The sequence below is a fragment of the Paenibacillus sp. OAS669 genome (assembly GCF_014873645.1).
Lineage (GTDB): Bacteria > Bacillota > Bacilli > Paenibacillales > NBRC-103111 > Paenibacillus_S > Paenibacillus_S vulneris.
This window is the reverse complement of the sequence record NZ_JADBDR010000021.1, coordinates 63,872-83,951: the sequence shown is the minus strand read 5'-3', so window position 1 is coordinate 83,951 and position 20,080 is coordinate 63,872. Positions and strand designations below refer to the sequence as shown.

The following is a 20,080-nucleotide window of genomic DNA, read 5'->3' as shown; positions in this document are numbered from 1 at the left end:
CTTTTTTTTGACGAAATATTGTCGAAAAAAGGAAAATTGCGCTTCCTTGTGGAATAAGTCAAGCGAGCCGCTTCCAATTGAGCAAACATGGGGGACTCCGAAATAACAATGACGAAGGGGAAGTCGCAAATATGAAAAGATGGGCATGGCCGGCACTATTGGCAGGTCTAATGCTTCTCTTGGTAATTCCGCTAAGTGAAGCTCACGCCGAAGGCAAGCTGATCGAAGATCCGGTGCTGGAGCAGGCTATAAAGAAACAATTGAACCTAGATGAGAGCGAAGAGCTGACCGAAGAAGCTCTGCTTGAGCTGACTTCCTTATATCCGCAAGAGGAGGGAAAGGTGCAGAGCTTAAAGGGACTGGAGCACGCCCTAAATCTTAAATCGCTGTATGCGCCTAACCAGGAAATTAAAGATTTGTCTCCGCTTAAGCAATTAACGGAAATTAAGATGCTTGGCCTGGAACATAATCAGATTGAGAATGTTTGTCCGCTGGCCAGCTTGTATCAGCTGCAGCAATTGGTCATATCGGATAATCAAATATCTTCGATTGATTGTCTGGCACAAAATAGTCACCTTACGGACTTATTGATTGGCAATAACCAGATTCAAGATATAACGGCATTAGCCCATTTGCCTTTAAGATGGGTGAATCTAGAGAATAACCGGGTCGTGGATGTTCAACCTTTAGAGGACCATCCCGCCTTGGAAACCGTGTTTCTTAATAACAATCAAGTTCAGGATATTCGTCCGCTGACTTCGATGAATAAGCTTAAAACACTTTATATCGAAAATAATCCGTTGCGGGACGGAGGCAAGCCTATCCTAGATGAACTTAGGGGACGGGACGTTTCTATCAACCAAATGCCGTATGCGAGCTCCGATCCCAACGAAATCATTGTAAAATTGGACGGGAAACAAATCATCTTCAGTGAAGCGCCATTTGTTGAGAACGGCATCACCCTGGTACAGCTTCGTCCATTATTTGAGGCGCTGGGACTTCAGATCGAATGGGACGAGCGCAATCAGAGCGTCTCAGGCAAGAAGCAGGGACTTCAAATCACCCTTAAAGTGAACGACTCGACAGCAACCTTGAACGGCATACAGCAGCAGCTCCCGTCATCTCCTAAAGTAAAGAATGGGAACCTGTTCGTACCTGTTCGTTTTATAAGCGAAGTCATGCATTACGATATGGTGTGGAAAGAGACTGACAAGACGATCAATATCTATAAAGATTTGCGAGAGTTTAAGTCTTTAGATAATAGATGGAGCTTTAGGGCGGGCCATAAGTGGCAACCAGCGGATGCGGCGAATTTAGGAACCGCTGATGATGTAAGTGCCTATTCGTTACAAGGAGAGGGGTTCCTCTTCTGGGAAGATCAATCTGTATCTAAGCCTGTTCCTAGTTTAACGGATTATTTGGCCTCCGAAATATCCAGAACCCATTATGAGCCCGCCTCCAAGCCGGAGCCTCTCTCTGTCAACGGGCTTGATTCGGCCTATGGATCATTTGTTTTTAACAATGGTGCCAATCAATTCAAAGCACGGATGATGGTCATTCAAGGCAAGAATAGCTTATATAAATTTTTGTTGTTTGTTCGTGAAACCGACTTCGACGAGTCCTCTACAGAACTGCTGGACATAGCTCGAACCTTCCAGGAGATTCCTACTCCCGAAGAAAAGATAGCCGAGAAGTACAAGGGAAAGAGCGCAGCGGAAAGAATCCATGAGATTTTTGCTTATTATAAGGAAATGGGCTTCTTCCAGTCGATGGACGTAAACGAGGTTGAGAAGAACTTTATTGACAACTACCCGAACGATTTCGCGGCAGATAAAGATTTTGATCCGTATCAGGACCATACTCTTTACCAGCTGTATGCCGATCACTTTATTTTGCAGCTGGATAAAAGCAGAGTATGGATGAAGGATACCGAAGCCAATGTCGGGAAAGGAAATCAAGTTTATGTCAAAGCGCTGCAGGACTGGGCGCGAATTTCAAGAGGCGCTTTTAACCCAAGCGACATCGTAGAAACATGGAATACCGAAGAAGGCCCTATAAAAGTGCAATTGAACTTGAACGGGGAGAAAGTGACCTTGTACCCTCAGTACATGAATGACTTTATGGATGTAGGGATTTTGAAAAAAATCAATACCAAGATAGTGGGCAGCGGGTACCAGTTCGTCGTTGTTTATGTGGATCAGTCGGCCTTCGTCACCGTATTGAATGAGAAGGAGCTTGCCCAAATCTCCAAGGAACGTTTCTGGCCGATAGAACACTTTTAAAAACAGAAGATTGCACAAGCTAGTAAAAGTCGAGCCGATGAGGGAATTTCCCGATGCCGGTTCGGCTTTTTTTAAAAAAATAGGGGTTCCCGCACAGTACCTCAAATCGGCTTTGAAGCCAAGGCTCCATCTCGGAGGAGTTTACGTTCGCCTTTGAAATCCGTGAAAATACCGCTAAATCTAATCGAATTCACGGGTTTCAACAGCGGCCGGAGGGAATGCCCCATCGGAATATGTGGACAATAGTTCAAGCCTTACAGGTTTTTCAACAGACTCGAAGAATGAACCTTTTTCGGGCACAGGACCAATATAGAGTGAAGTAAAGATTAGGGGGCCGGCCGCCTATGACAGAGCCATTACTGCATGAATCCCTGCGCCAAATGGCAGCGGGAAGCAAGGAAGCCTTTCGAGTCGTGTATGAGCACAGCAAAGAGGAGGTGTACAGAACCGTAAGCCTGCTGGTGAATAACAAGCAGGACGTGAACGACGTCGTGAATGAAGTGTATGCGGAGATGCTCAAATCGCTTTCCAAGTACCAGTTCGACCGGCCGTTCCGTGCATGGTTAACAGGATTAACTATTCGCCAGGTTCATAATTGGAATCGTAAATTGTGGCGCAGGTTTCGAATTCACGAGCGCAATGCCCGTATGGAGGTTCATGTACCGGTTGCGGATACCGAGTCGCTGTATTTGCTTAGCGAGCATCGCGGTGAGCTGATCCGGCTGGTTCAAGGACTGAGCTATAAGCACCTAAGCGTTATTGTATTACGCTATTACCACGAGTACTCGTTCGAGGAAATAGCCGAGCTGCTGAATATTCCGATAGGTACGGTGAAATCACGGCACCATACGGCGCTTAACAGACTGCGTCAATTATCTGCCAATCCCATAACGGATGATGAAGGAGGCTACACCACATGTCCATCCAAAACCAACTGAAAGCTGAGCTCCGGCAATACGCCGGGCAGCTGACGGTCCCTCAAGAGCTGGATGCTCAAGCGGAACGATTGTTTGAAACCTATGCCGCAGGGAAGCGAAGGAGGTCAGGCGGAAGGCTCAGCGGCAAAGCGCGGATCGCTCTCGTGGCGGCGTGCATTTTCCTGTTCTCGGGTGTCGCCTATGCTTCGAATTTGCTCTATACGATGCAAGCGAATAAGGTTCAGCTGGAGGTGTCGAAGAGTTCGGCTGTACAGCTGCCTGATGCTTTAAGCGAACAAATTCGGGGAGCGTACGGTGATGTCAGAAGCCAGCTGGCACCAGGAGAAGCAGCTGTAGTCTATGTGCAGCCCCTGGAGCAGCTCAAGCTGCCGGCTGTGACCCTGCTGATTCATCCTGTCGCCTACACGAGCATGGAGCAGTGGAAGCGGAAGGTAGAGCAAGCAGGCTTACAGGCCAAGGCCCCTGCCGTAGTGCCGGAAGGGTTTTCCTTTGTCAGAGGAGAGCTGCAGCCTCGAATCGGATTGATGGATGCTCAGAGCTATACAGACTATGCGAAGAAATTAAAGCAGCAGGCCAAAGAAGCGAAGCAGTCGATCACGTGGCAAAAAGCGGCTGTTCCTTCGTTCGGAGCCGATGGATTGGTTAGTCCGGGGCTCATTTATGCTAATGCCCATAACGACGAGATCGAAATTCGCTATCAGGTTCTGTCCGCCAGCGATGAGCAGATCGACCTGAAGCTGGTTACCGGAGATCAGACTACGGGAGAGAAGGTTGCAGTAACCGGCCGGGAAGGGTACTATACCATAAATCCCCAGTCTCTGTGGACGGGTAGCGGCGAATCCCGGGAGGTGAGCTGGATGGAACCATCGGAGGGAAGAACGATGCTGTACCACGTTATGACGTCGTCTCCGAACGTGACGAAGGAGGAGCTGCTGGCTCTAGCCAACAGCTTGAGGTAGAGACACGAAAACAGCTGCAAGAAGTTCGTCATCCAGGTTGGATGGCGGGCTTTTTCTTTTTTTTCACGAAGGAGTATACTGGAAAGAAGAGAGTCCATATTTCATCCGTTCATTCTACTTATTTGGAAAGGTTGTGCAGCAGATGATTTTTAGCGATTTGACGAATTGGGAAAAAGAAAAGGCCTTATTCCCCGAAGCGGTGAATAAGGGGATAGAGTATATTCGCAGCACCGATTTCAGTTCTTTGCCAGCGGGCAAATATGAGATTGAAGGCGATCAGATGTTTGCTTTGCTGCAAGAACCTGCCACGAAGGATTGGCAGCAGCAGCGCCCTGAATCCCATCGAACTTATACCGATATACAATTCCTCCTGTCCGGAGAAGAAGTGATTCGCGTCGTTCCGTTATCGGAGGAAGCGGTAATTTCGGAACAGTCCTTCGAGACCAGGGACATTGCATTCTATGAAAAGGTCGGAGAGGAAAGCTCCCTGGTGCTTCGTCCAGGTTCCTTTGCCGTATTTTATCCGGGAGATATTCATCGTCCGTGCTGCAGTGTAACCAAGGATCAGCCTATCCGAAAGGTTGTTATCAAAATACATAAAAGCTTATTGGGGCTGGAATAATCATTCAATATGAGTGTCATGGGCTTGACGGGTTTCCAAAAAGCTAAGAAGCGGAAGCAAGGCAGATTAACGGAAGGAAGGGGCAAGCGAAGATGGCAATGGATACGGAAACGTTTCAGGCTTTGGTCATTGATAAGCAGGGGGAGCGCTTTGAGATCGGTGTGAAGGAGCTGACGGTAGAGGACTTGCCGGAAGGAGAGGTGCTGATTCGCGTAAGCTTTTCGGGTGTCAATTATAAGGATGGGCTAGCCTGCCTTCCTAACAGCAGCATCGTACGCACTTACCCTCATGTTCCGGGCATCGACCTGGCTGGAACGGTGGTTGCTTCCACCGATCCCCGCTTTCAAGCGGGACAAGCCGTGCTGGTTACAGGCTTCGAGCTTGGGGTCTCGCATTTTGGCGGCTTGAGCCAAATGGCGAGAGTCCCCGCCGACTGGGTCGTGCCGCTGCCGCCGGGCCTTGAGCCGCACGATGCCATGGCCATCGGCACGGCCGGCTTGACGGCGGCGATGTCCATCGACCGCCTGGAGCATAACGGCCTGCAGCCGGGGCAGGACCCCGTGCTGGTGACGGGCGCCACGGGCGGCGTCGGCAGCTTTGCCGTGGCGCTGCTCGCCGCCCGCGGCTATCATGTCGCGGCCAGCACCGGCAAAGCCGCGGAGCATGACTACCTGCGCTCGCTCGGAGCGCAGGAGATCATTGACCGCAGCGAGCTGAGCCCGGAGAGCATCAAGCCGCTCGAGAAGCAGCGGTGGGCGGCCGCCGTCGATCCCGTCGGCGGGAAGTCCCTTGCGTATCTGCTCGCTTCCATCCGCTACGGAGGATCGGTAGCGGTAAGCGGACTTACCGGCGGCGGGGCGATTCCGACGACGGTGCATCCATTTATCCTTCGCGGCGTTAACCTGCTCGGCATTGATTCGGTGCAGTACCCGGCGGAGCGGCGTTATGAGCTGTGGAAGCGGACCGCTGAAGATTTGCTGCCGACAGGCCACTTGAGCCGGATTGCACGCCGTATTCGTCTCGATGAAGTACCGCATTATGCGGAGGAAATTTTGCAAGGGCGGATCAAAGGAAGAGTCATTGTAGAATTGTAGCCTGCTTATCGGAAGCAAGGAAAGAGCCGCATAGTTCCCGTCTGACGGGGATGCGGCCTTTTCTAGGTTTTGTAATAAATTCGTTATAAAACCAATAAATCCCTGCGTACGACCAGGACATCAATGCGAAACATTTCTTAATCAGCTTTCGTAATAAGAAGTGAGCCTGGAAAATTTATGGAAGGACAAAGGAGGCCCGAGTCATGAAGGTCTACTTCTCGGATCGATTCTTTTCGACCGGCTATACCGACATCGTTAATGAGAACAATGAAAAAATAGGAGAGCTCGATCTGCAAAGCATGTTCACTTCCGGAATTCATGTTCTGGATGAGCGCGGAGAAATAGCCTATAGCGGGAAATTCCGTTTCTTCTCCAATGCTTGGCTGATTTCCGACCGTTACGGCGAGGAGATCGGCGTTCTGAAGGCCAGGATATCCTTTTTATCTAAAAAGTACTGGTACGAAGGCTCCCGAGGGGAATATGAGATCGAATCTCCTGCCTTTTCCAGAGAGTATACGGTACGTAAGCCGGAAGGCAGGACGGTTGCACAATTTAGAAGAACGGATAGCTTCTTCGGAGCCGGGGCTTTCGAATTATCCAATCATTCGGAGCTGCCGACCGAAGAGCTTATATTGGTCGTGATGGGTGTGCATGCGATCCAAAAAAGACAGAACAGCGCGGCCGCCACCTAGAAAAGCTTCGGGCATAAGGCAAAGTAAGCCGGCATAGACTCATGCAGCCTATGCATGGAATAAGCAATTGCGGAGACACTATCGGATAATCATGGAAAAAACGATAGAGGTGAACATTATGCCGATGGTGGAAGTTAACGGGGTTAAGCTGCATTACGAAAGGATCGGCCAAGGTGTGCCGATCCTGTTTATTCATCCGCCGCTATTGACGGGAGAGGTGTTCTTCTACCAGCAGCAGCTGTCAGACCGCTTTGAGGTCATTACGTTCGACATACGTGGGCACGGCAAAAGCGGCTTCTCGGAAGAGAAGGTTACGTATGAGCTTATAGCGAAAGATATTTGCAAGCTTATGGACGCTTTGAAGCTGCCCCAAGCGGTGCTATGCGGGTACTCGACCGGAGGCTCCGCCGTTTTGGAGGCGATGATTGCTTATCCGCAGCGATTTCTGGGAGGCATTCTGGTCAGCGCCATGTCCGAGGTCAGCGACTGGTTCAACAAAAGCCTGATTTGGACGGCGAGGCAGATCTGCAAGCTGTCCGGCAAAAGGCTGCTGTCCGCTGCGATATCTATCGGCAATGCTGACTTGCCATCGACATTCAAGCAGCTGTACGCCGGGGCGATGCAGGGACAGGTCCGCAACATGCGGCAATATTTTGGCTGCAGCCTCGGCTATAACTGTACGAGCAAGCTGCATCGGATCCACAAACCGCTGCTTCTGATTTATGGGGAGAAGGATAGATCCTTCCACCGGTACGCCCAATTGATTCAACAGCGAGTCGCTCATTGTACGTATTATCTGATTCCGGGGGCCCGGCATCAAATTCCAACCAAAAACTACCGCGAAATGAATGACCTGATCCGCTTATGGATGGATGATCCCGCCCTGACCCCGCAAGCAGAGCCTAAGACAGAGAAGGAGGAGGCGGCCGAAGCAGCCCTTCCTCTTCATTGGCCGCCGGGGGATTTACCCGTGGACAGCGAGATCATCCAGCGTCAGCCCTAACAGGTCAGCAGCGCTATACGGCTAACCTTCCTCCAGCCGTTTCATGAATTCCTCAACGGCGCTGTAGCCCTGCTGGCGCAGGTACCAATTGTTCGCAGCGGCTTCAACCAGGCCCGCCACATCTCTGCCGGGTTGAAGCTGAATTTCGATATGGGGAATCCGGACGTCCATATAGTCGGTGAAGGTCGGCTCCAGCTCCAATTCGTTATTCAAGGCGTTATCCTTCCATTGGGTCAGCTCGATATCCAGCACGATGCGCGTCTCGTCCTGAAACGCTCTTCTTCCATATAGACGCGATACATTAATCAGACCGATGCTGCGCAGAGCGAGGAACTCCTTGCTTTTTCCGTTGTGAGTGCCGATCAGCGTCTCCGGGCTGATTTTTTTGAGCACGACAATATCATCCGCAACTAACCGATGGCCCCGCCGAATGAGCGTATGGGCCGTTTCGCTTTTTCCGACGCCGGATTTGCCGCGCAGCAGGATGCCGATTCCCGATACGTTGACGATGACGCCATGTATCGTAATTTCCGGTGCCAGCGCTTTGGTCAAATAGCCGTCCATAAGCTCCAGAAATTTCGGAGTCGCCTCATGAGTTCTGAGCAGAGGGATGCCTTCTTCCTCGCAATATTTCATTAAATATTTAAGCCCTTCCTGATTGCGCGTCACTACGAAGCAGGGAGGATGGTATTTGACAATGTTGCCGATGCGTTCATTTCGCTCTTCCTCGGTCAGCGTATGCAAATAGGTAATTTCTTTCTTCCCCAGCACCTGCACCCTCGCTTGCTGAAAAAAATCAAAATACCCGACAAACTCCAGTCCGGGACGGTGGGTTTTAGGCTTTACGATCGTTCGATGCAGTTCTTTTTGCCCCGCAAGCACTTCCAAGGAGAAGCGCTTTACCAGGTCCTGTACGGTTACCGATTTCGTCATGTTGTTCTCCTCCTGTTTCATTTCTCTTGCTTGTAACCATTCTACACGCACGGCCTGTTTCCCTTTGCCGATTATGCTTTTCTTGCGAATTCGCCGGTTAAGGTTGGGCATACAAGCATGAATCTGGTAATATATCGCTAAGGACCTCTTGTCGGAGAGGTCTTATTTTTTCAAAGGAGGTCATTCCATAAATGAAAGCGTTATACGGCTATTTTACGGAAGGAGAAATTGTTCGCAGCGGAGGTGATCCTTACTATGAGCCATAGTCCGCTCGATTCCGCAAGAATGCAGCTGATTCATCAGCTCGTTTATTTTGACGAAGAAAGGTTTCACATTTTGGATAACTATTTTGCCAATGAGCGCACCAAGAAAATTGGAGAGCAGTTTGTCGAGGACTACACCCGGACCTTGGAGAGTATTATCGCCAATTTCGAGGAGGAGTCGCTCCATTCCGTCGCGCTTATAGGCAGCCGGGTCCAGACGCTGGACGAAGGCTTCGAGGATTCATACACTATTGTATTCCCGCATCAGGCCGATCCTGACCGCAACCAAATTTCTTTTTTGGCTCCATTCGGATTTCAGCTCCTGCTGGCGTCCCAGGATGAGAGCAGAACCATCGAGACCCCGATAGGCTCGTCAAACGTGCAGGTGCGTCAAGTGAAATACGTCAACATGGGAGAGCCCTACGATAAGCCCAGATTGTAGACTTATAAAAGCAAGAAAGCCCTCAGCTGAACCCTTTTCGGCTGCAGGGCTTTTTTAACGTTGAATGATTCATTTTTCGAGGCTCACGGCAAATCGCAATAAGGATCTTTTTCCTATAAATATGGGGTGAAATACCTATTTTGTTCAAAAAACGGCAACTTTTTTCGCGAAAATGATAAAAATCGACAAAAGTCTCTAAACTATTCTGCCTAAAGTGTCGAAATATACAAAGGGATGAATTGTAAATGAAAGGAAATAGCGCTTTCAAAAAATAGAAGAACCCAACAAAACAGACAGAATCGGAGGAAAAAGAATGAAAGGGAAAGCGAAAGAATGGATACGGGACGTTATCGGAAAGCTGTCACAGCTGTCGCTCCACAAAAAGCTGCTCGTCAGCTTCTTGGTCGTCCTGCTGCTGTTATCTGTTCTAAGTGTAACAGCACTGATTCAAATGAATACGATGGGCCAGAAATCAAAGCAAATGACACAAAAAGGGCTACCCAGTGTGGTTATGCTGGGCAACTTGAACCACGACATTAAGGAATTGGATGACTTGATTCTTCGCATTCAGCTGAATATGCCGGAGAAAAGCTCGGGCGACATGTCCAGCATGGACATAACCGATGAAGTGTTGACCCAGCCGGATAAAGCAAAGGTGCTGTTCTCGGAAATTCAATCCAAGACGAAAACGCTGGAGCAGCTTGCCATTACGGAAAAGGATGTTACGCTGCTGAAGCTGTTCAGCAAGCAATGGGAGTCCTATGAGAATTTGTTCCCGGCGATTTTAAGCGCCGCTCAACAGCACAGTCCTGACGGCATGAGACTGATTCAGCAGGCGGACGAGTTCATAAGCGGATGCAGTATGATAATCGATGTGCTTACCCGCAACATCCAGGCTCATGCCGATGAATGGTCAGGGGAGCTGGAGGACTCCAACCGTACCGGGGTTACCTGGGTTATTGTGCTTAGTGTACTCGCTATCCTTGCGGGACTCGCGATCTCTTTCGTGATGGCCCAGCATGTATCCAAGCCTTTGAAGGAAATGAGCAGAGCGGCCAAGCGGATCTCTGAAGGCGATCTGTCGGAGAAAAGCGCTGCATTGAACCGGAGCGATGAAATCGGAGAGCTCAGCGCCGCTTTCGTACAGATGACGGATAACATGAGAACCATGATTGAAACCATTAATGAGCATGCACAGCTCGTAACCGTGTCTGCAGAGCAGCTGAAATCCAGCTCAGGCGAAATGCAGCACGCATCCGTCGAGATTGCCTCTACCGTCAAGGAAGTGGCAACAGGCGCTGATCAACAGACGCTGACGATGGAAGAAACATCGCGATCCATGGAAGAAGTGGGGCAAGGAATCAGCAGAATGGCCGAAAGCGCGTCCTCGATTGCCGAATCCGTAGAATGGACGAAGCAGCAGGCGGAAAGCGGGGAAGCCTTTGTCCAAAACACCGTAAATCAAATGCAGTCCATCCACTCGTCCGTTCATCATACGGATCAGGTTATTGAAATGCTGGAGGTCAAGTCGCATCAGATCGGCAGCATCTTGCAGGCTATTCAGGAGATTGCCTCGCAAACCAATCTGCTGGCGCTCAATGCCGCAATTGAAGCAGCGCGCGCCGGCGAGCAGGGTCGCGGATTCGCGGTAGTGGCAGCTGAAGTGCGCAAGCTTGCGGAGCAATCCGGCAGCTCTTCCGATGAAATCGCCAAGCTGCTTCACGAAATTCAGTCCAGCATTCAGGAGTCCGGCGAAGCGATGGGGAAAGTGAAGGACGAGGTGCAGATGGGGATTGAGCTCGTTAAGGAAACCGAGCAAAACTTCAATCATATTCTGGTATCGACCTCGCAAATCGCTTCGCAAATTCAGGAAATGGCAGCGACCTCCGAGGAAATATCGGCAGGGGCTCAGCAAATAACGGCTGCCGTTCAGCAAGTGGCTTACATCGCGAAGGAAACAGCTTCCTCAACGCAGAACGTATCCGCCTCTGCTACAGGCCAGCTTCAGACGACGGAGGAGCTGCAAACCTCGGCTCAATCGTTGTCCAATATGGCCGAAGAGCTTCAGCAGCTTTTATCGCAGTTTAAAACCGCATAAGCACCGCTATAAGAACACAGCTCGGCTTGCTGCAGGAATGCAGCAGGGCGGGCTGTTTTTTTTAGCAACAGGTTCCCGGGGTTCCACTGCAGGGTTACCTTGGCCTAATGGCTCGATTTGGATAATCGCGGCTGGTTCAGGTAATAGTAATAACTGGTATCGTAAACCTTTAAGGCGGTGTGCAGACATGATGAACCCGGGGAACCTGCTGTCTGTAGATATTCAGGTCAATTTGGATCATATTGGGCATAAGCTGGGTTTTCCGAGCGACCTTGTGGTGAAGGAATTTAAGCTCGGCAGCATCCATTCATGTGCTATCCTGTGCATTGACGGCCTCGTCAATAGAGATCTTATCAACGGCCAAATTTTGAAAAGCCTGCTGATCAGCCTGGAGGAATCCAATAGAATTGTTCCGGCCGAAGGGGATGCGTTTATCTCTTTTATGCGTCTGGAGCTGCTTCCCTTACATTCCATCATGGAAGTAAGCGGGATGGGCGACGTTCTAAATGCCATTCTTTCCGGAGATACGGCGCTTCTCATCCATGGCAGCAGCAAGGCGCTGGTTATCGGAACGAAGGGCTGGAAAAGCCGTGGAGTGGATGAACCGGAGACGGAAGCACTCATTCGAGGCCCGCGAGAGGGCTTTACGGAGGATATTTGTACGACGACCTCATTGATTCGAAGAAGACTGCCGGATCCCAATCTCCGGTTTGACGCCTATAAAATTGGAAAGCGTATCCCAAAGGAAGTTATCGTTGCTTATATTGAGGATATTGTCAATCCCAAGCTGGTCGATGAGGTTAAACGAAGGCTGGGCACGATCAACCGGGATGATATGGAAGGCTCCGGGTTTATCGAGCAATGGATCATGGATAACGTGATGTCTCCGTTTCCGCAAGTATTAAATACGGAGAGGCCGGACAAAGTAGCTGCAGCATTATTGCAGGGCCGTGTGGCCATCCTGGTGGACGGAACGCCTTTCCAGCTGATTTTGCCGGTTACCCTGGTCACCTCGTTTCACTCGCCTGAGGATATGTACCAGAACTGGATGATATCGAGCGTCATCCGGCTGCTGCGATTGGCAGCGGCATTTATCGCTACTTTTTTGCCGGGGCTCTATATTGCTTTAACGGAATTCCACCATGGCATGCTGCCATCCAAGTTAGCCTTCTCCATCGCCGGAGCCAGGGAAGGGGTTCCTTTCCCGGCCGTCGTCGAAGCCTTCATGATGGAGGGGACGCTCGAGCTGCTGCGGGAAGCAGGTGTACGGCTGCCCAAGCCGATCGGTCAAACGATCGGCATTGTCGGCGGTCTTGTTATAGGGGAAGCAGCTGTAACGGCCGGCATCGTGAGTCCGATTATGGTCATCATTGTGGCTATAACTGCCATTGCCTCTTTTACCCTGCCGGCCTACAGCTTTGCCATTTCGCTAAGAATGCTCAGGTTTGCCATCATGCTTGCGGCCGGATTATTCGGGATATACGGGATTGTGCTGGCTTATATCATGATTAATATCCATCTCGTTAATTTACAAAGCTTCGGGATCCCTTACTCAACTCCTATAGCGCCGATGTTCGTGAAGGATTGGAAGGAGCTGCTGATGCGGGCGCCTGTTGAAGTGCTGAATAGCCGTCCTGAGATGATGAAGCCTCAGGATAAGGAGCGTACAAAAACGTAACGGCAAGGAGGGGCCTCATGGGAATTTTCAAATATGCGGATCAGGAAGTCGGACAAAAGGAAATGATCATGACGGTTGCCTCCATGCTGATAGGGGTCGGAGTCCTCACCTTACCGAGGCTGGTGGCTTCCTCCACGAAATCGTCGGACGGGTGGATGTCCATTCTTTTGGCAGGTGCAATAACCGTAGGGTTAGGTATCGTCGTTTCCAAGCTGGTGAACCGCTATCACCAAAAAACATTTTTCGAATATGCCTGCCTTATTGTAACGAAGCCTGTCGCCTGCGTGCTTATATTTCTGCAGGGCATTTACTTTTTTCTGTTCTGCGCCTATGAGATGCGGGCTATTGCAAGTATTTCCAAACAATATTTATTCGTAAGGACACCTATTGAGTTCGTCGCTATCACATTTCTGCTTGTGGTCATTTATGCGGTTTCAGGCTCCAGGGTAGGCTTAATTCGATTAAATGTGCTGTTCCTGCCACTCGTTCTTTCGATAGCTCTATTGATGATGGCTCTTAGTATCGGAATTTTTGATTTGAACAACCTGAAGCCCTTTTTTATCTCCAGCCCTATAGAAATCTTAAAAGGAGCGGAGCAGGCCATGTATTCGATGCTGGGCTTCGAAATCGTCCTCTTCTATGGAAGCTTAATGAGGCGTCCGAAGGAGACGGCCAAAGCGATGGTCTATGGTATAGCCATTCCGGTCATCTTCTACTTAATTATTTTTATTTTTGGAATCGGCATCTTTTCGCATGCAGGAGCCATGAACATTATGTATCCCGCTATCGAGATTGCTAAGGAAATCAAAATACCAGGCGAGTTTTTTGAAAGGTTCGAATCGTTGTTCTTTGTCATCTGGATGATGACGATCTTCAATACAACCAGCATGGCTATGGACGTATCGCTGATTTGCTACACTTCTCTATTCAAGAAAATGTCCAAGCGTACCTGCATTCTGATCCTGAGTCCCATCGTGTATTTGCTTGGAATGCTGCCGAAGGATCAGGCGGAGTTTGCTATGCTGGGCGACCTGATAAGCTACTTGGGAATCTTGTTTGCAGGCGTCCTGCCTCTCACACTCCTGATCCTGGCCAAGCTTCGAGGGGTGACGGGCCGTGGTTGATAAAGTAGCAGGGATGTTAGCCGCTATCCTTATTTTGCTCATTACCGCCGGCTGCTGGGACCGTATAGAAATCGATGAGCGCGGCTTTGTCATCGGCATTGCCATCGATGTCATGAAGGGTTCAACCGGTAAAGAAGGTGCAGCTAAGGGGAAAAAGGGGGAGTTTATGGTCACCTATCAACTGGTTGTTCCATCAGGTATCAAGCAAAGCGGCAGTTCGGATACGGGGGGCGGAGCAAACCGAGCCTATTTCAACATTACGCTTGATGGCGATACGTTGACCTCGCTTGCGGCCAAGCTGGCCTCCAAAACAAGCCATGCCCCCTTTTTCGAGCATCTTCAGGTCGTGCTTATTTCGGATGAGGTAGCGAGAAAGGAAGGGGCGTTTGCCGATACGATTGATTATTTTCTAAGGGACAGCGAAATGCGGAGATCGCTTAAGATCATGGTCGTCAAGGGAGAAGCCAAGCAAGTGCTGGAGGTAAAGCCTCCTAGTGAGAAATTGCCGGCAAGGTTCATCTCCTCAGCGGCGGAGAACACAAGGAAAAGCTCCCGCATGCTGGCAGAATCCAGGCTAGGCGAGGTTCATGAAAAATTGCTGAAGCGGGAAAGCTTCTTGATTCAGCTGATTTCCGTATCGAAGGACCGAGAAGATATTTCCATCGTAGGCAGCGCCTTATTCGATGGAAGAACCAATAATTTGATTGATTTCATCGGTGGGAGAGACACGGCGGGCATAAACTTGTTAAGAGGTAACGTGAGTGGCGGAGTCATTAATACCGAGATAGAAGGGGGGCTGGTCGGATATGAAATCAATTGGGAGAGACGAAGACTGTGGGTGGAGGTCAGTGACCCGGAGCGCCCGGTTTTCCACATTGATATTCGTACCAAAGGAATTGTCGACCAGAGCTTCAAACAAATGGATATGACAAAGGAAGAAGAGATAATGAAACTGGAGGCCGCCCTATCGCAGAAGATCAAAAGCATTGCAGATAACGCCATGAATAAGCTTCAGAAAAAATATGGCAGAGATGTTGTTGATCTGGAACTCTTCTTGTACAGGGATCACTATGAAATATGGAAGAGCATTCAGAAGGATTGGGAGGAGGGCCGGAAGCTGTTCACTAAAGCTAAAGTGGAAGTGACCGTCGAGTCTGAGGTTCAGAGAAGCGGGAGCATTTTGAAATCGGAAAGGAGAGGTCGATCTGTGGGAGATCTTCATTAAGCGGCTGCCGTCGGGGATGGTGATCGGGTGCACGATATTGACCATAGCTATCCCGCTGGTTTTCTATAAGATTTCGGATATCATTCATAAGCACGGAGACCCCCCCTGGAAAAAATCTTGACTGCATAATACAAGACCTTACACCTTACGGGAAAAGAGGGAACAACCAATGAGCACGGATCAGGAAATGACTTACGGAACGGACTACAAATACATTCCCATGACTTCGATAGGAAGCGGCTCGGACACTGAGGTAGCGCCGGATGTATGGTGTCATACGATCCAGATTGTGAATATCGTTATGATCGGAAGCCCGGAACAGCAGCGCTTCGTGCTGATCGACGCGGGAATGCCCGGCTCGGCTGAGGCCATTATTGCCGCTGTCGAGAACCGCTTCGGTTCGAAGCATCGTCCTGAAGCCATCATTCTTACTCATGGGCACTTTGACCATGTGGGCGCGATTATAGAGCTGGCGGAACATTGGAAAGAAATCCCTATTTATGCGAATGAGCTGGAGCTGCCTTTCTTAACGGGTCAACAGAGCTACCCGGCGCCGGATCCGACGGTGGAAGGCGGGCTTGTGGCGAAGATGTCGTTCCTATTTCCGAATACTCCGATTGACTTAGGAGAGTGTGTAAGGCCGCTGCCGGCTAATGGGGTAGTTCCTCATCTGCCGGAGTTTCGATGGATTCATACGCCCGGGCATGCGCCGGGACATGTTTCCTTCTTTCGAGAGAGCGACCGAACGCTAATTGCGGGGGATGCCTTTGTGACCGTCAGGCAGGACTCTTTGTACAAAGTACTCATGCAGGAGCCGGAGGTTCATGGTCCTCCAAGATACCTGACAACGGATTGGAAGGCAGCCAAGGAATCCGTGCTCGCCTTACAGCATTTGCAGCCGTCTGCCGCCGTGACCGGACATGGGGAACCCATGCGGGGAGAGGCTCTGACGAACGGCTTGAAGGCGTTGGCCGACCATTTCGATCAGTTAGCCGTTCCCGATTACGGCAACTATGTTCAATAAGTGCTCTGATATGATTCAAAAAAGACGACTCTCATTCCGGGATTTACGGAATAGGAGTCGTCTTTTGTTTGATGCTTAAGCTTCCTGATCGGATGGGATTACTTCATCCAGCTCGGTTTCCTGCTGATTCGCTTGCGCCGCTACCGCTTGATCAAGCTCGCTTTCGCCTTGAATTCGGGCTGCGGCCTCGGCTTGGGCGTTCAGCTGCTCCTCCGCCTGTCCGATCCCGGTAGCTCCCTGATGTCCTCTGCTGCTAGGCATTCCGTTATCCCTCCTGCTCCATAGTCCAATACTTCGTTAGTATGATCGGAGCGTTGGGAAAATATGCATTTAGGCTGCTACTTTACCGTTTTGTTATATGCAGCGAGCTTGCCGGTAATTTCCTTGGCTGCGGCGTCCAGAGCTTCCTTCGGCTGCTTCTTGCCGTTCAATGCTTCCTCAATGGCCGTTTCCGTCAGCTGGCGGGCTTCCGGGAATACGCCCATAACAGCGCCTTGGGTCGCCGTATTTGCTTTGGTCGCGTGAAGCTGGTCCACGGCTGTCTTCAACTGCGGATATTTCGTTAAGTTATCTTTAACCGTTTGCTCATCATAAGCTTTCTTCGTGATTGGGAAGTAGCCGGTGTTTACATGCCAGTAAGCTTGCTGCTTCGGCTCGGCCAGGAACTTGATGAACTCCCATGCGCCCTTCTGCTCGGCTTCGCTGCGGTTGTTCAGGATGTACAAGCTTGCTCCTCCAACGATAACTCCTCCGTCCTTAGCATCGGCAGGCTTAGGCAGGAAGGCCGTTCCGACCTCGAATTTGCCTTGGGCTCCGTCTACAATGCCGCGAAGAGAGCCGGTAGAGTCGAGGGTCATGCCGATCTGGCCGGCGAGGAACGCTTTTTTCGTGTCATCGGTTTTGCGTCCGAGATTCAGGGCAACCTTGTCGTCGACCAGCTGCTTCCACCAGGTCAAGGTTTTCACGCCGGCTTCGCCGTTAACCAAAGATTCGGTGGCCACCCCGTTACGTCCGTTGCCGTTGTTCAGCAGATCAGCGCCTTGATTAGCGAAAAATTGCTCCATGAACCAGCCATAAATCGCGAAGGATGCGCCGGTTTTGCCGTCCTTGGTCAATGCTTTAGCTGCTTTGGCAATGTCATCGTAAGTTACAGGCGGCTTCTCCGGGTCAAGACCTGCGGCTTTAAACATATCCTTATTGTAATAAAGGATCGGATTGGACGTGTTGAACGGCATGGAATTCAGCTTGCCGTCGATTTTATAGTAATTCAGAATGTTCTCTTCGAGCTGCGACAGATCATATTTATCCTGATCAATGAACTTTTGCATAGGAGTGATGGCCTTGGAGTCAATCATGAAGCGGCTGCCTACTTCGTATACCTGGATGAGTGCGGGACCGCTCTTTGAGTCCATGGAAGCCTTCATTTTGTTCAAGCTTTCATCATAAGTGCCTTGGAATACGGCTTCTACCACCACGTTTTTCTGGGATGCGTTGAAGTCGGATACGAGCTTGTCTATTGCTTTGCCAAGCTCACCGCTCATGGAATGCCACCAGACGACCTTGACCGGCTCCTGGCTCTTAACAGGTGCAGTTGTAGGCTGGGGATTACTTCCTCCTTCAGCTCCTTGTTGAGTTGCATTGCTGCCGCATGCGGATAAGGCCATAACGGATGCCATGCAAAGCGGTATCAGGCTTTTTTTCATAAACTTCATTACAGTTCTCTCCCTTTTTTTGGATGTATAGAATTCATGCAAAAGCGGAAATACGATCTTTTTCTTTTATGAATGAATAGATGTCCCGAGGATGGATGAGGACAAGCTAGGTTCAGAACAAGGCCGTGTTCCTTGCTGCGAGCCGCATGGCGATACAATTCCTGCAAGTAAGACCGGTGCAAAGGGCTAGCCCTTCAAAGCGCCTGCCGTCAATCCGCCTACCAGCTGCTTGATGCCCAAGACGAGAAGCAGGAGCGACGGGAGCAGTACGATGGTGACGCCGGCAAGCACCAGATTCCACGAGGTCATCTCTTCAAATTGCAGCATGCTGATCCCGATTTGGACGGTGCGCATCTTTTCCCCGTTCGTAATCAAGAGCGGCCACAGGTACATGTTCCAATGCGTCAGGAACGAGTACACCCCGAGTGTTGCCAGCGCAGGCCGGGATAACGGCAGCACTAGCATGAAGAAGCAGCGGAGATGGCCGCAGCCGTCGATACGGGCGGCTTCGAACAGGCCGGCCGGCAGCTGCAGGAAAAACTGGCGAAGCAGGAACGTACCGAACGCAGTGGCGAGGAATGGCACGATCAAGCCTTCATACGTATCCAGCCAGCCCCAGCTTTTGACGGTCAAATAATTCGGAATCATCGTCACTTCCCACGGAATCATCATCGTCGAGAGGAAGAGAGCGAACAGGACGCTTTTACCGGCGAATCTTAAATAGGCGAAGGCGTAGGCGGCCAGGCTCGCCGTAAGAAGCTGACCTATCATGATGGCAGTCGACACGAGCAAGCTGTTAGCAATAAAGGTGAAAATAGGCACGGTCTGAATCACTTTAAGGAAATTATCCCAATACAGCCCGCCAGGAATGAACTTGGGCGGATAGGCCGAGGATTCGGCCGGAGTCATGAAGGCTGCGGATAAGGTGAAGAACACGGGATACAGCACCAGTGCCGCAGCAATACACAGCAGAATATAGAGAATCGTTTGCTGCAGGCGGGATCTCATTGGTAATGCACCTTCTTTTCAAAAAATTTGAACTGAATAAGCGTCAAAATGAGAATGAATGCGAACAGCAGGAGCGCCTGCGCGCTGCCGATCCCGAAGCGGAAGTTGACGAACGCATCCTGGTAGATGTTGTAGACGACGACGTCCGTCGTATTCATTGGGCCACCCTTGGTCAGAATGTGCATCTGCCCGAATGATTGGAATGCCCCGATAACGGACACGATGGCCGTGAAAAAGATCGTCGGAGAAATGAGCGGCAAGGTCAGCTGTACGAAGGTTCGGATCGGCCCGGACCCGTCAATCTTGGCGCTGTCGTAAATTTCTTCCGGAACGCCCTGCAGCCCGCTCAACAGAACAATATAGTTGAAGCCGAGATTCATCCATACCGTCATGACCGATACGGACAGAAGGGCCACCGCAGGGTCGGTCAGCCAGCCTACCGGCTGGGTACCGAAGAGGCTCAGCACATAATTCAAAATCCCGACGCTCGGATGGTACAGCATCATCCAGATGACCGAGCCGGTTCCGACGGAAATGGCAATCGGCAGCGAGAAGACGAATTGGAATACGCGCATTCCCCTCAGCTTGTTATGAGAGAGGGCGGCGAGTAGAAGTGCGGCGACAAGTCCTGTAGGTACGGTAAGCAAGGTGAAGGAGAAAGTCACCTTCAAGCTTTGATAAAATTTCTCGGAAGTCAGCAGCTCCTGGAAGTTTTCCAATCCGGCGAAAGCCGCAATCCGTCCGCGCGGGTCAGTCAGGTGGAGGCTCAAATAAACCGATTTCAGCAAGGGATAAAAAAGGAAGATGCCGAACAGCAGCAGCGACGGAGCCAGAAACAAGTAAGCAAGCAGATGCTCTCTCCAGCGCAGAGGGCTCAGGCTCCGGATACGCGCTCTGCGGACGGGCCTGGTGGAAGCGGCGGAGGAGGGTATCCTGATATCTTTTGGCACAAGACTCATATCTTTCATTTCACCCCTAACCAT

At 50.5% G+C, this 20,080-nt stretch carries 18 protein-coding genes; 13 read left to right on the top strand and 5 right to left on the bottom strand.

Annotated elements, in window-relative coordinates:
- The first annotated feature begins 131 nt into the window (after positions 1-131).
- The 7 genes from GGC63_RS31305 (at position 132) to GGC63_RS31275 (ending at position 7,590) form a co-directional block, all read left to right on the top strand.
- A complete protein-coding gene (locus tag GGC63_RS31305) occupies positions 132-2,282 on the top strand; it encodes a stalk domain-containing protein (protein WP_192705639.1) in 2,151 nt (716 codons plus the stop codon).
- 344 nt (positions 2,283-2,626) lie between these two features.
- A complete protein-coding gene (locus tag GGC63_RS31300) occupies positions 2,627-3,220 on the top strand; it encodes a sigma-70 family RNA polymerase sigma factor (RefSeq protein ID WP_192705638.1) in 594 nt (197 codons plus the stop codon).
- Positions 3,199-4,179 (top strand): hypothetical protein, encoded by a 981-nt coding sequence (locus GGC63_RS31295; protein ID WP_192705637.1) that lies wholly within the window; start codon positions 3,199-3,201, stop codon positions 4,177-4,179. Before GGC63_RS31300 ends, GGC63_RS31295 begins: the two co-directional genes overlap by 22 nt.
- A 142-nt stretch (positions 4,180-4,321) precedes the next feature.
- Positions 4,322-4,801, top strand: coding sequence for a YhcH/YjgK/YiaL family protein (locus tag GGC63_RS31290; RefSeq protein WP_192705636.1), 480 nt, complete (start codon positions 4,322-4,324; stop codon positions 4,799-4,801).
- Between the two features lie 98 nt (positions 4,802-4,899).
- The gene (locus tag GGC63_RS31285; protein WP_192705659.1) at positions 4,900-5,895 is read left to right on the top strand and encodes an acryloyl-CoA reductase; all 996 of its coding nucleotides are present in this window, start codon (positions 4,900-4,902) and stop codon (positions 5,893-5,895) included.
- 203 nt (positions 5,896-6,098) lie between these two features.
- Positions 6,099-6,587 carry a hypothetical protein gene (locus GGC63_RS31280; protein WP_192705635.1) on the top strand — a complete coding sequence of 163 codons (489 nt, stop codon included), beginning with the start codon at positions 6,099-6,101 and terminating at the stop codon, positions 6,585-6,587.
- A 118-nt stretch (positions 6,588-6,705) separates the two neighbouring features.
- Positions 6,706-7,590: an alpha/beta fold hydrolase gene (locus GGC63_RS31275; RefSeq protein WP_192705634.1), complete on the top strand. Its 885-nt coding sequence runs from the start codon at positions 6,706-6,708 to the stop codon at positions 7,588-7,590.
- 21 nt (positions 7,591-7,611) lie between these two features.
- On the opposite strand, the gene hprK is transcribed toward GGC63_RS31275, so the two are convergent.
- Positions 7,612-8,523, bottom strand: a complete 912-nt coding sequence (gene hprK, locus GGC63_RS31270) for an HPr(Ser) kinase/phosphatase (protein ID WP_079914616.1) — start codon at positions 8,521-8,523, stop codon at positions 7,612-7,614.
- A 255-nt stretch (positions 8,524-8,778) separates the two neighbouring features.
- Here hprK and GGC63_RS31265 point away from each other — a divergent pair, with 255 nt between their 5' ends.
- From GGC63_RS31265 to GGC63_RS31240, 6 genes are all read left to right on the top strand, one after another.
- The gene (locus GGC63_RS31265) at positions 8,779-9,228 is read left to right on the top strand and encodes a GreA/GreB family elongation factor (protein WP_192705633.1); all 450 of its coding nucleotides are present in this window, start codon (positions 8,779-8,781) and stop codon (positions 9,226-9,228) included.
- 313 nt (positions 9,229-9,541) lie between these two features.
- Entirely contained in the window at positions 9,542-11,326 is a 1,785-nt protein-coding gene (locus tag GGC63_RS31260) for a methyl-accepting chemotaxis protein (protein ID WP_192705632.1), read from the top strand.
- Positions 11,327-11,513: 187 nt separating this feature from the next.
- Positions 11,514-13,004 carry a spore germination protein gene (locus GGC63_RS31255; RefSeq protein WP_225948632.1) on the top strand — a complete coding sequence of 497 codons (1,491 nt, stop codon included), beginning with the start codon at positions 11,514-11,516 and terminating at the stop codon, positions 13,002-13,004.
- A 17-nt stretch (positions 13,005-13,021) separates the two neighbouring features.
- The gene (locus GGC63_RS31250; RefSeq protein WP_192705631.1) at positions 13,022-14,128 is read left to right on the top strand and encodes a GerAB/ArcD/ProY family transporter; all 1,107 of its coding nucleotides are present in this window, start codon (positions 13,022-13,024) and stop codon (positions 14,126-14,128) included.
- Positions 14,121-15,353, top strand: coding sequence for a Ger(x)C family spore germination protein (locus tag GGC63_RS31245; protein WP_192705630.1), 1,233 nt, complete (start codon positions 14,121-14,123; stop codon positions 15,351-15,353). Before GGC63_RS31250 ends, GGC63_RS31245 begins: the two co-directional genes overlap by 8 nt.
- Before the next feature lie 169 nt (positions 15,354-15,522).
- A complete protein-coding gene (locus GGC63_RS31240) occupies positions 15,523-16,377 on the top strand; it encodes an MBL fold metallo-hydrolase (protein WP_225948631.1) in 855 nt (284 codons plus the stop codon).
- A gap of 75 nt (positions 16,378-16,452) precedes the next feature.
- Here the strand turns inward: GGC63_RS31240 and GGC63_RS31235 are convergent, their stop codons facing one another.
- From GGC63_RS31235 to GGC63_RS31220, 4 genes are all read right to left on the bottom strand, one after another.
- Entirely contained in the window at positions 16,453-16,638 is a 186-nt protein-coding gene (locus tag GGC63_RS31235; protein ID WP_079914579.1) for a hypothetical protein, read from the bottom strand.
- Between the two features lie 77 nt (positions 16,639-16,715).
- On the bottom strand, positions 16,716-18,089 hold the full coding sequence (locus GGC63_RS31230) for an ABC transporter substrate-binding protein (RefSeq protein WP_192705629.1): 1,374 nt from the start codon (positions 18,087-18,089) through the stop codon (positions 16,716-16,718).
- A 186-nt stretch (positions 18,090-18,275) separates the two neighbouring features.
- On the bottom strand, positions 18,276-19,097 hold the full coding sequence (locus tag GGC63_RS31225; RefSeq protein ID WP_079914577.1) for a carbohydrate ABC transporter permease: 822 nt from the start codon (positions 19,095-19,097) through the stop codon (positions 18,276-18,278).
- A complete protein-coding gene (locus GGC63_RS31220) occupies positions 19,094-20,056 on the bottom strand; it encodes a carbohydrate ABC transporter permease (RefSeq protein ID WP_192705628.1) in 963 nt (320 codons plus the stop codon). The genes GGC63_RS31225 and GGC63_RS31220 overlap by 4 nt, the downstream gene beginning before the upstream one ends.
- Positions 20,057-20,080 lie beyond the last annotated feature (24 nt).

Coding starts and splice junctions, on each gene's coding strand:
- GGC63_RS31305 (WP_192705639.1), top strand. CDS start 132: ATGAAAAGATGGGCATGGCCGGCACTATTGGCAGGTCTAATGCTTCTC.
- GGC63_RS31300 (WP_192705638.1), top strand. CDS start 2,627: ATGACAGAGCCATTACTGCATGAATCCCTGCGCCAAATGGCAGCGGGA.
- GGC63_RS31295 (WP_192705637.1), top strand. CDS start 3,199: ATGTCCATCCAAAACCAACTGAAAGCTGAGCTCCGGCAATACGCCGGG.
- GGC63_RS31290 (WP_192705636.1), top strand. CDS start 4,322: ATGATTTTTAGCGATTTGACGAATTGGGAAAAAGAAAAGGCCTTATTC.
- GGC63_RS31285 (WP_192705659.1), top strand. CDS start 4,900: ATGGATACGGAAACGTTTCAGGCTTTGGTCATTGATAAGCAGGGGGAG.
- GGC63_RS31280 (WP_192705635.1), top strand. CDS start 6,099: ATGAAGGTCTACTTCTCGGATCGATTCTTTTCGACCGGCTATACCGAC.
- GGC63_RS31275 (WP_192705634.1), top strand. CDS start 6,706: ATGCCGATGGTGGAAGTTAACGGGGTTAAGCTGCATTACGAAAGGATC.
- hprK (WP_079914616.1), bottom strand. CDS start 8,523: ATGACGAAATCGGTAACCGTACAGGACCTGGTAAAGCGCTTCTCCTTG.
- GGC63_RS31265 (WP_192705633.1), top strand. CDS start 8,779: ATGAGCCATAGTCCGCTCGATTCCGCAAGAATGCAGCTGATTCATCAG.
- GGC63_RS31260 (WP_192705632.1), top strand. CDS start 9,542: ATGAAAGGGAAAGCGAAAGAATGGATACGGGACGTTATCGGAAAGCTG.
- GGC63_RS31255 (WP_225948632.1), top strand. CDS start 11,514: ATGATGAACCCGGGGAACCTGCTGTCTGTAGATATTCAGGTCAATTTG.
- GGC63_RS31250 (WP_192705631.1), top strand. CDS start 13,022: ATGGGAATTTTCAAATATGCGGATCAGGAAGTCGGACAAAAGGAAATG.
- GGC63_RS31240 (WP_225948631.1), top strand. CDS start 15,523: ATGAGCACGGATCAGGAAATGACTTACGGAACGGACTACAAATACATT.
- GGC63_RS31235 (WP_079914579.1), bottom strand. CDS start 16,638: ATGCCTAGCAGCAGAGGACATCAGGGAGCTACCGGGATCGGACAGGCG.
- GGC63_RS31230 (WP_192705629.1), bottom strand. CDS start 18,089: ATGAAGTTTATGAAAAAAAGCCTGATACCGCTTTGCATGGCATCCGTT.
- GGC63_RS31225 (WP_079914577.1), bottom strand. CDS start 19,097: ATGAGATCCCGCCTGCAGCAAACGATTCTCTATATTCTGCTGTGTATT.
- GGC63_RS31220 (WP_192705628.1), bottom strand. CDS start 20,056: ATGAGTCTTGTGCCAAAAGATATCAGGATACCCTCCTCCGCCGCTTCC.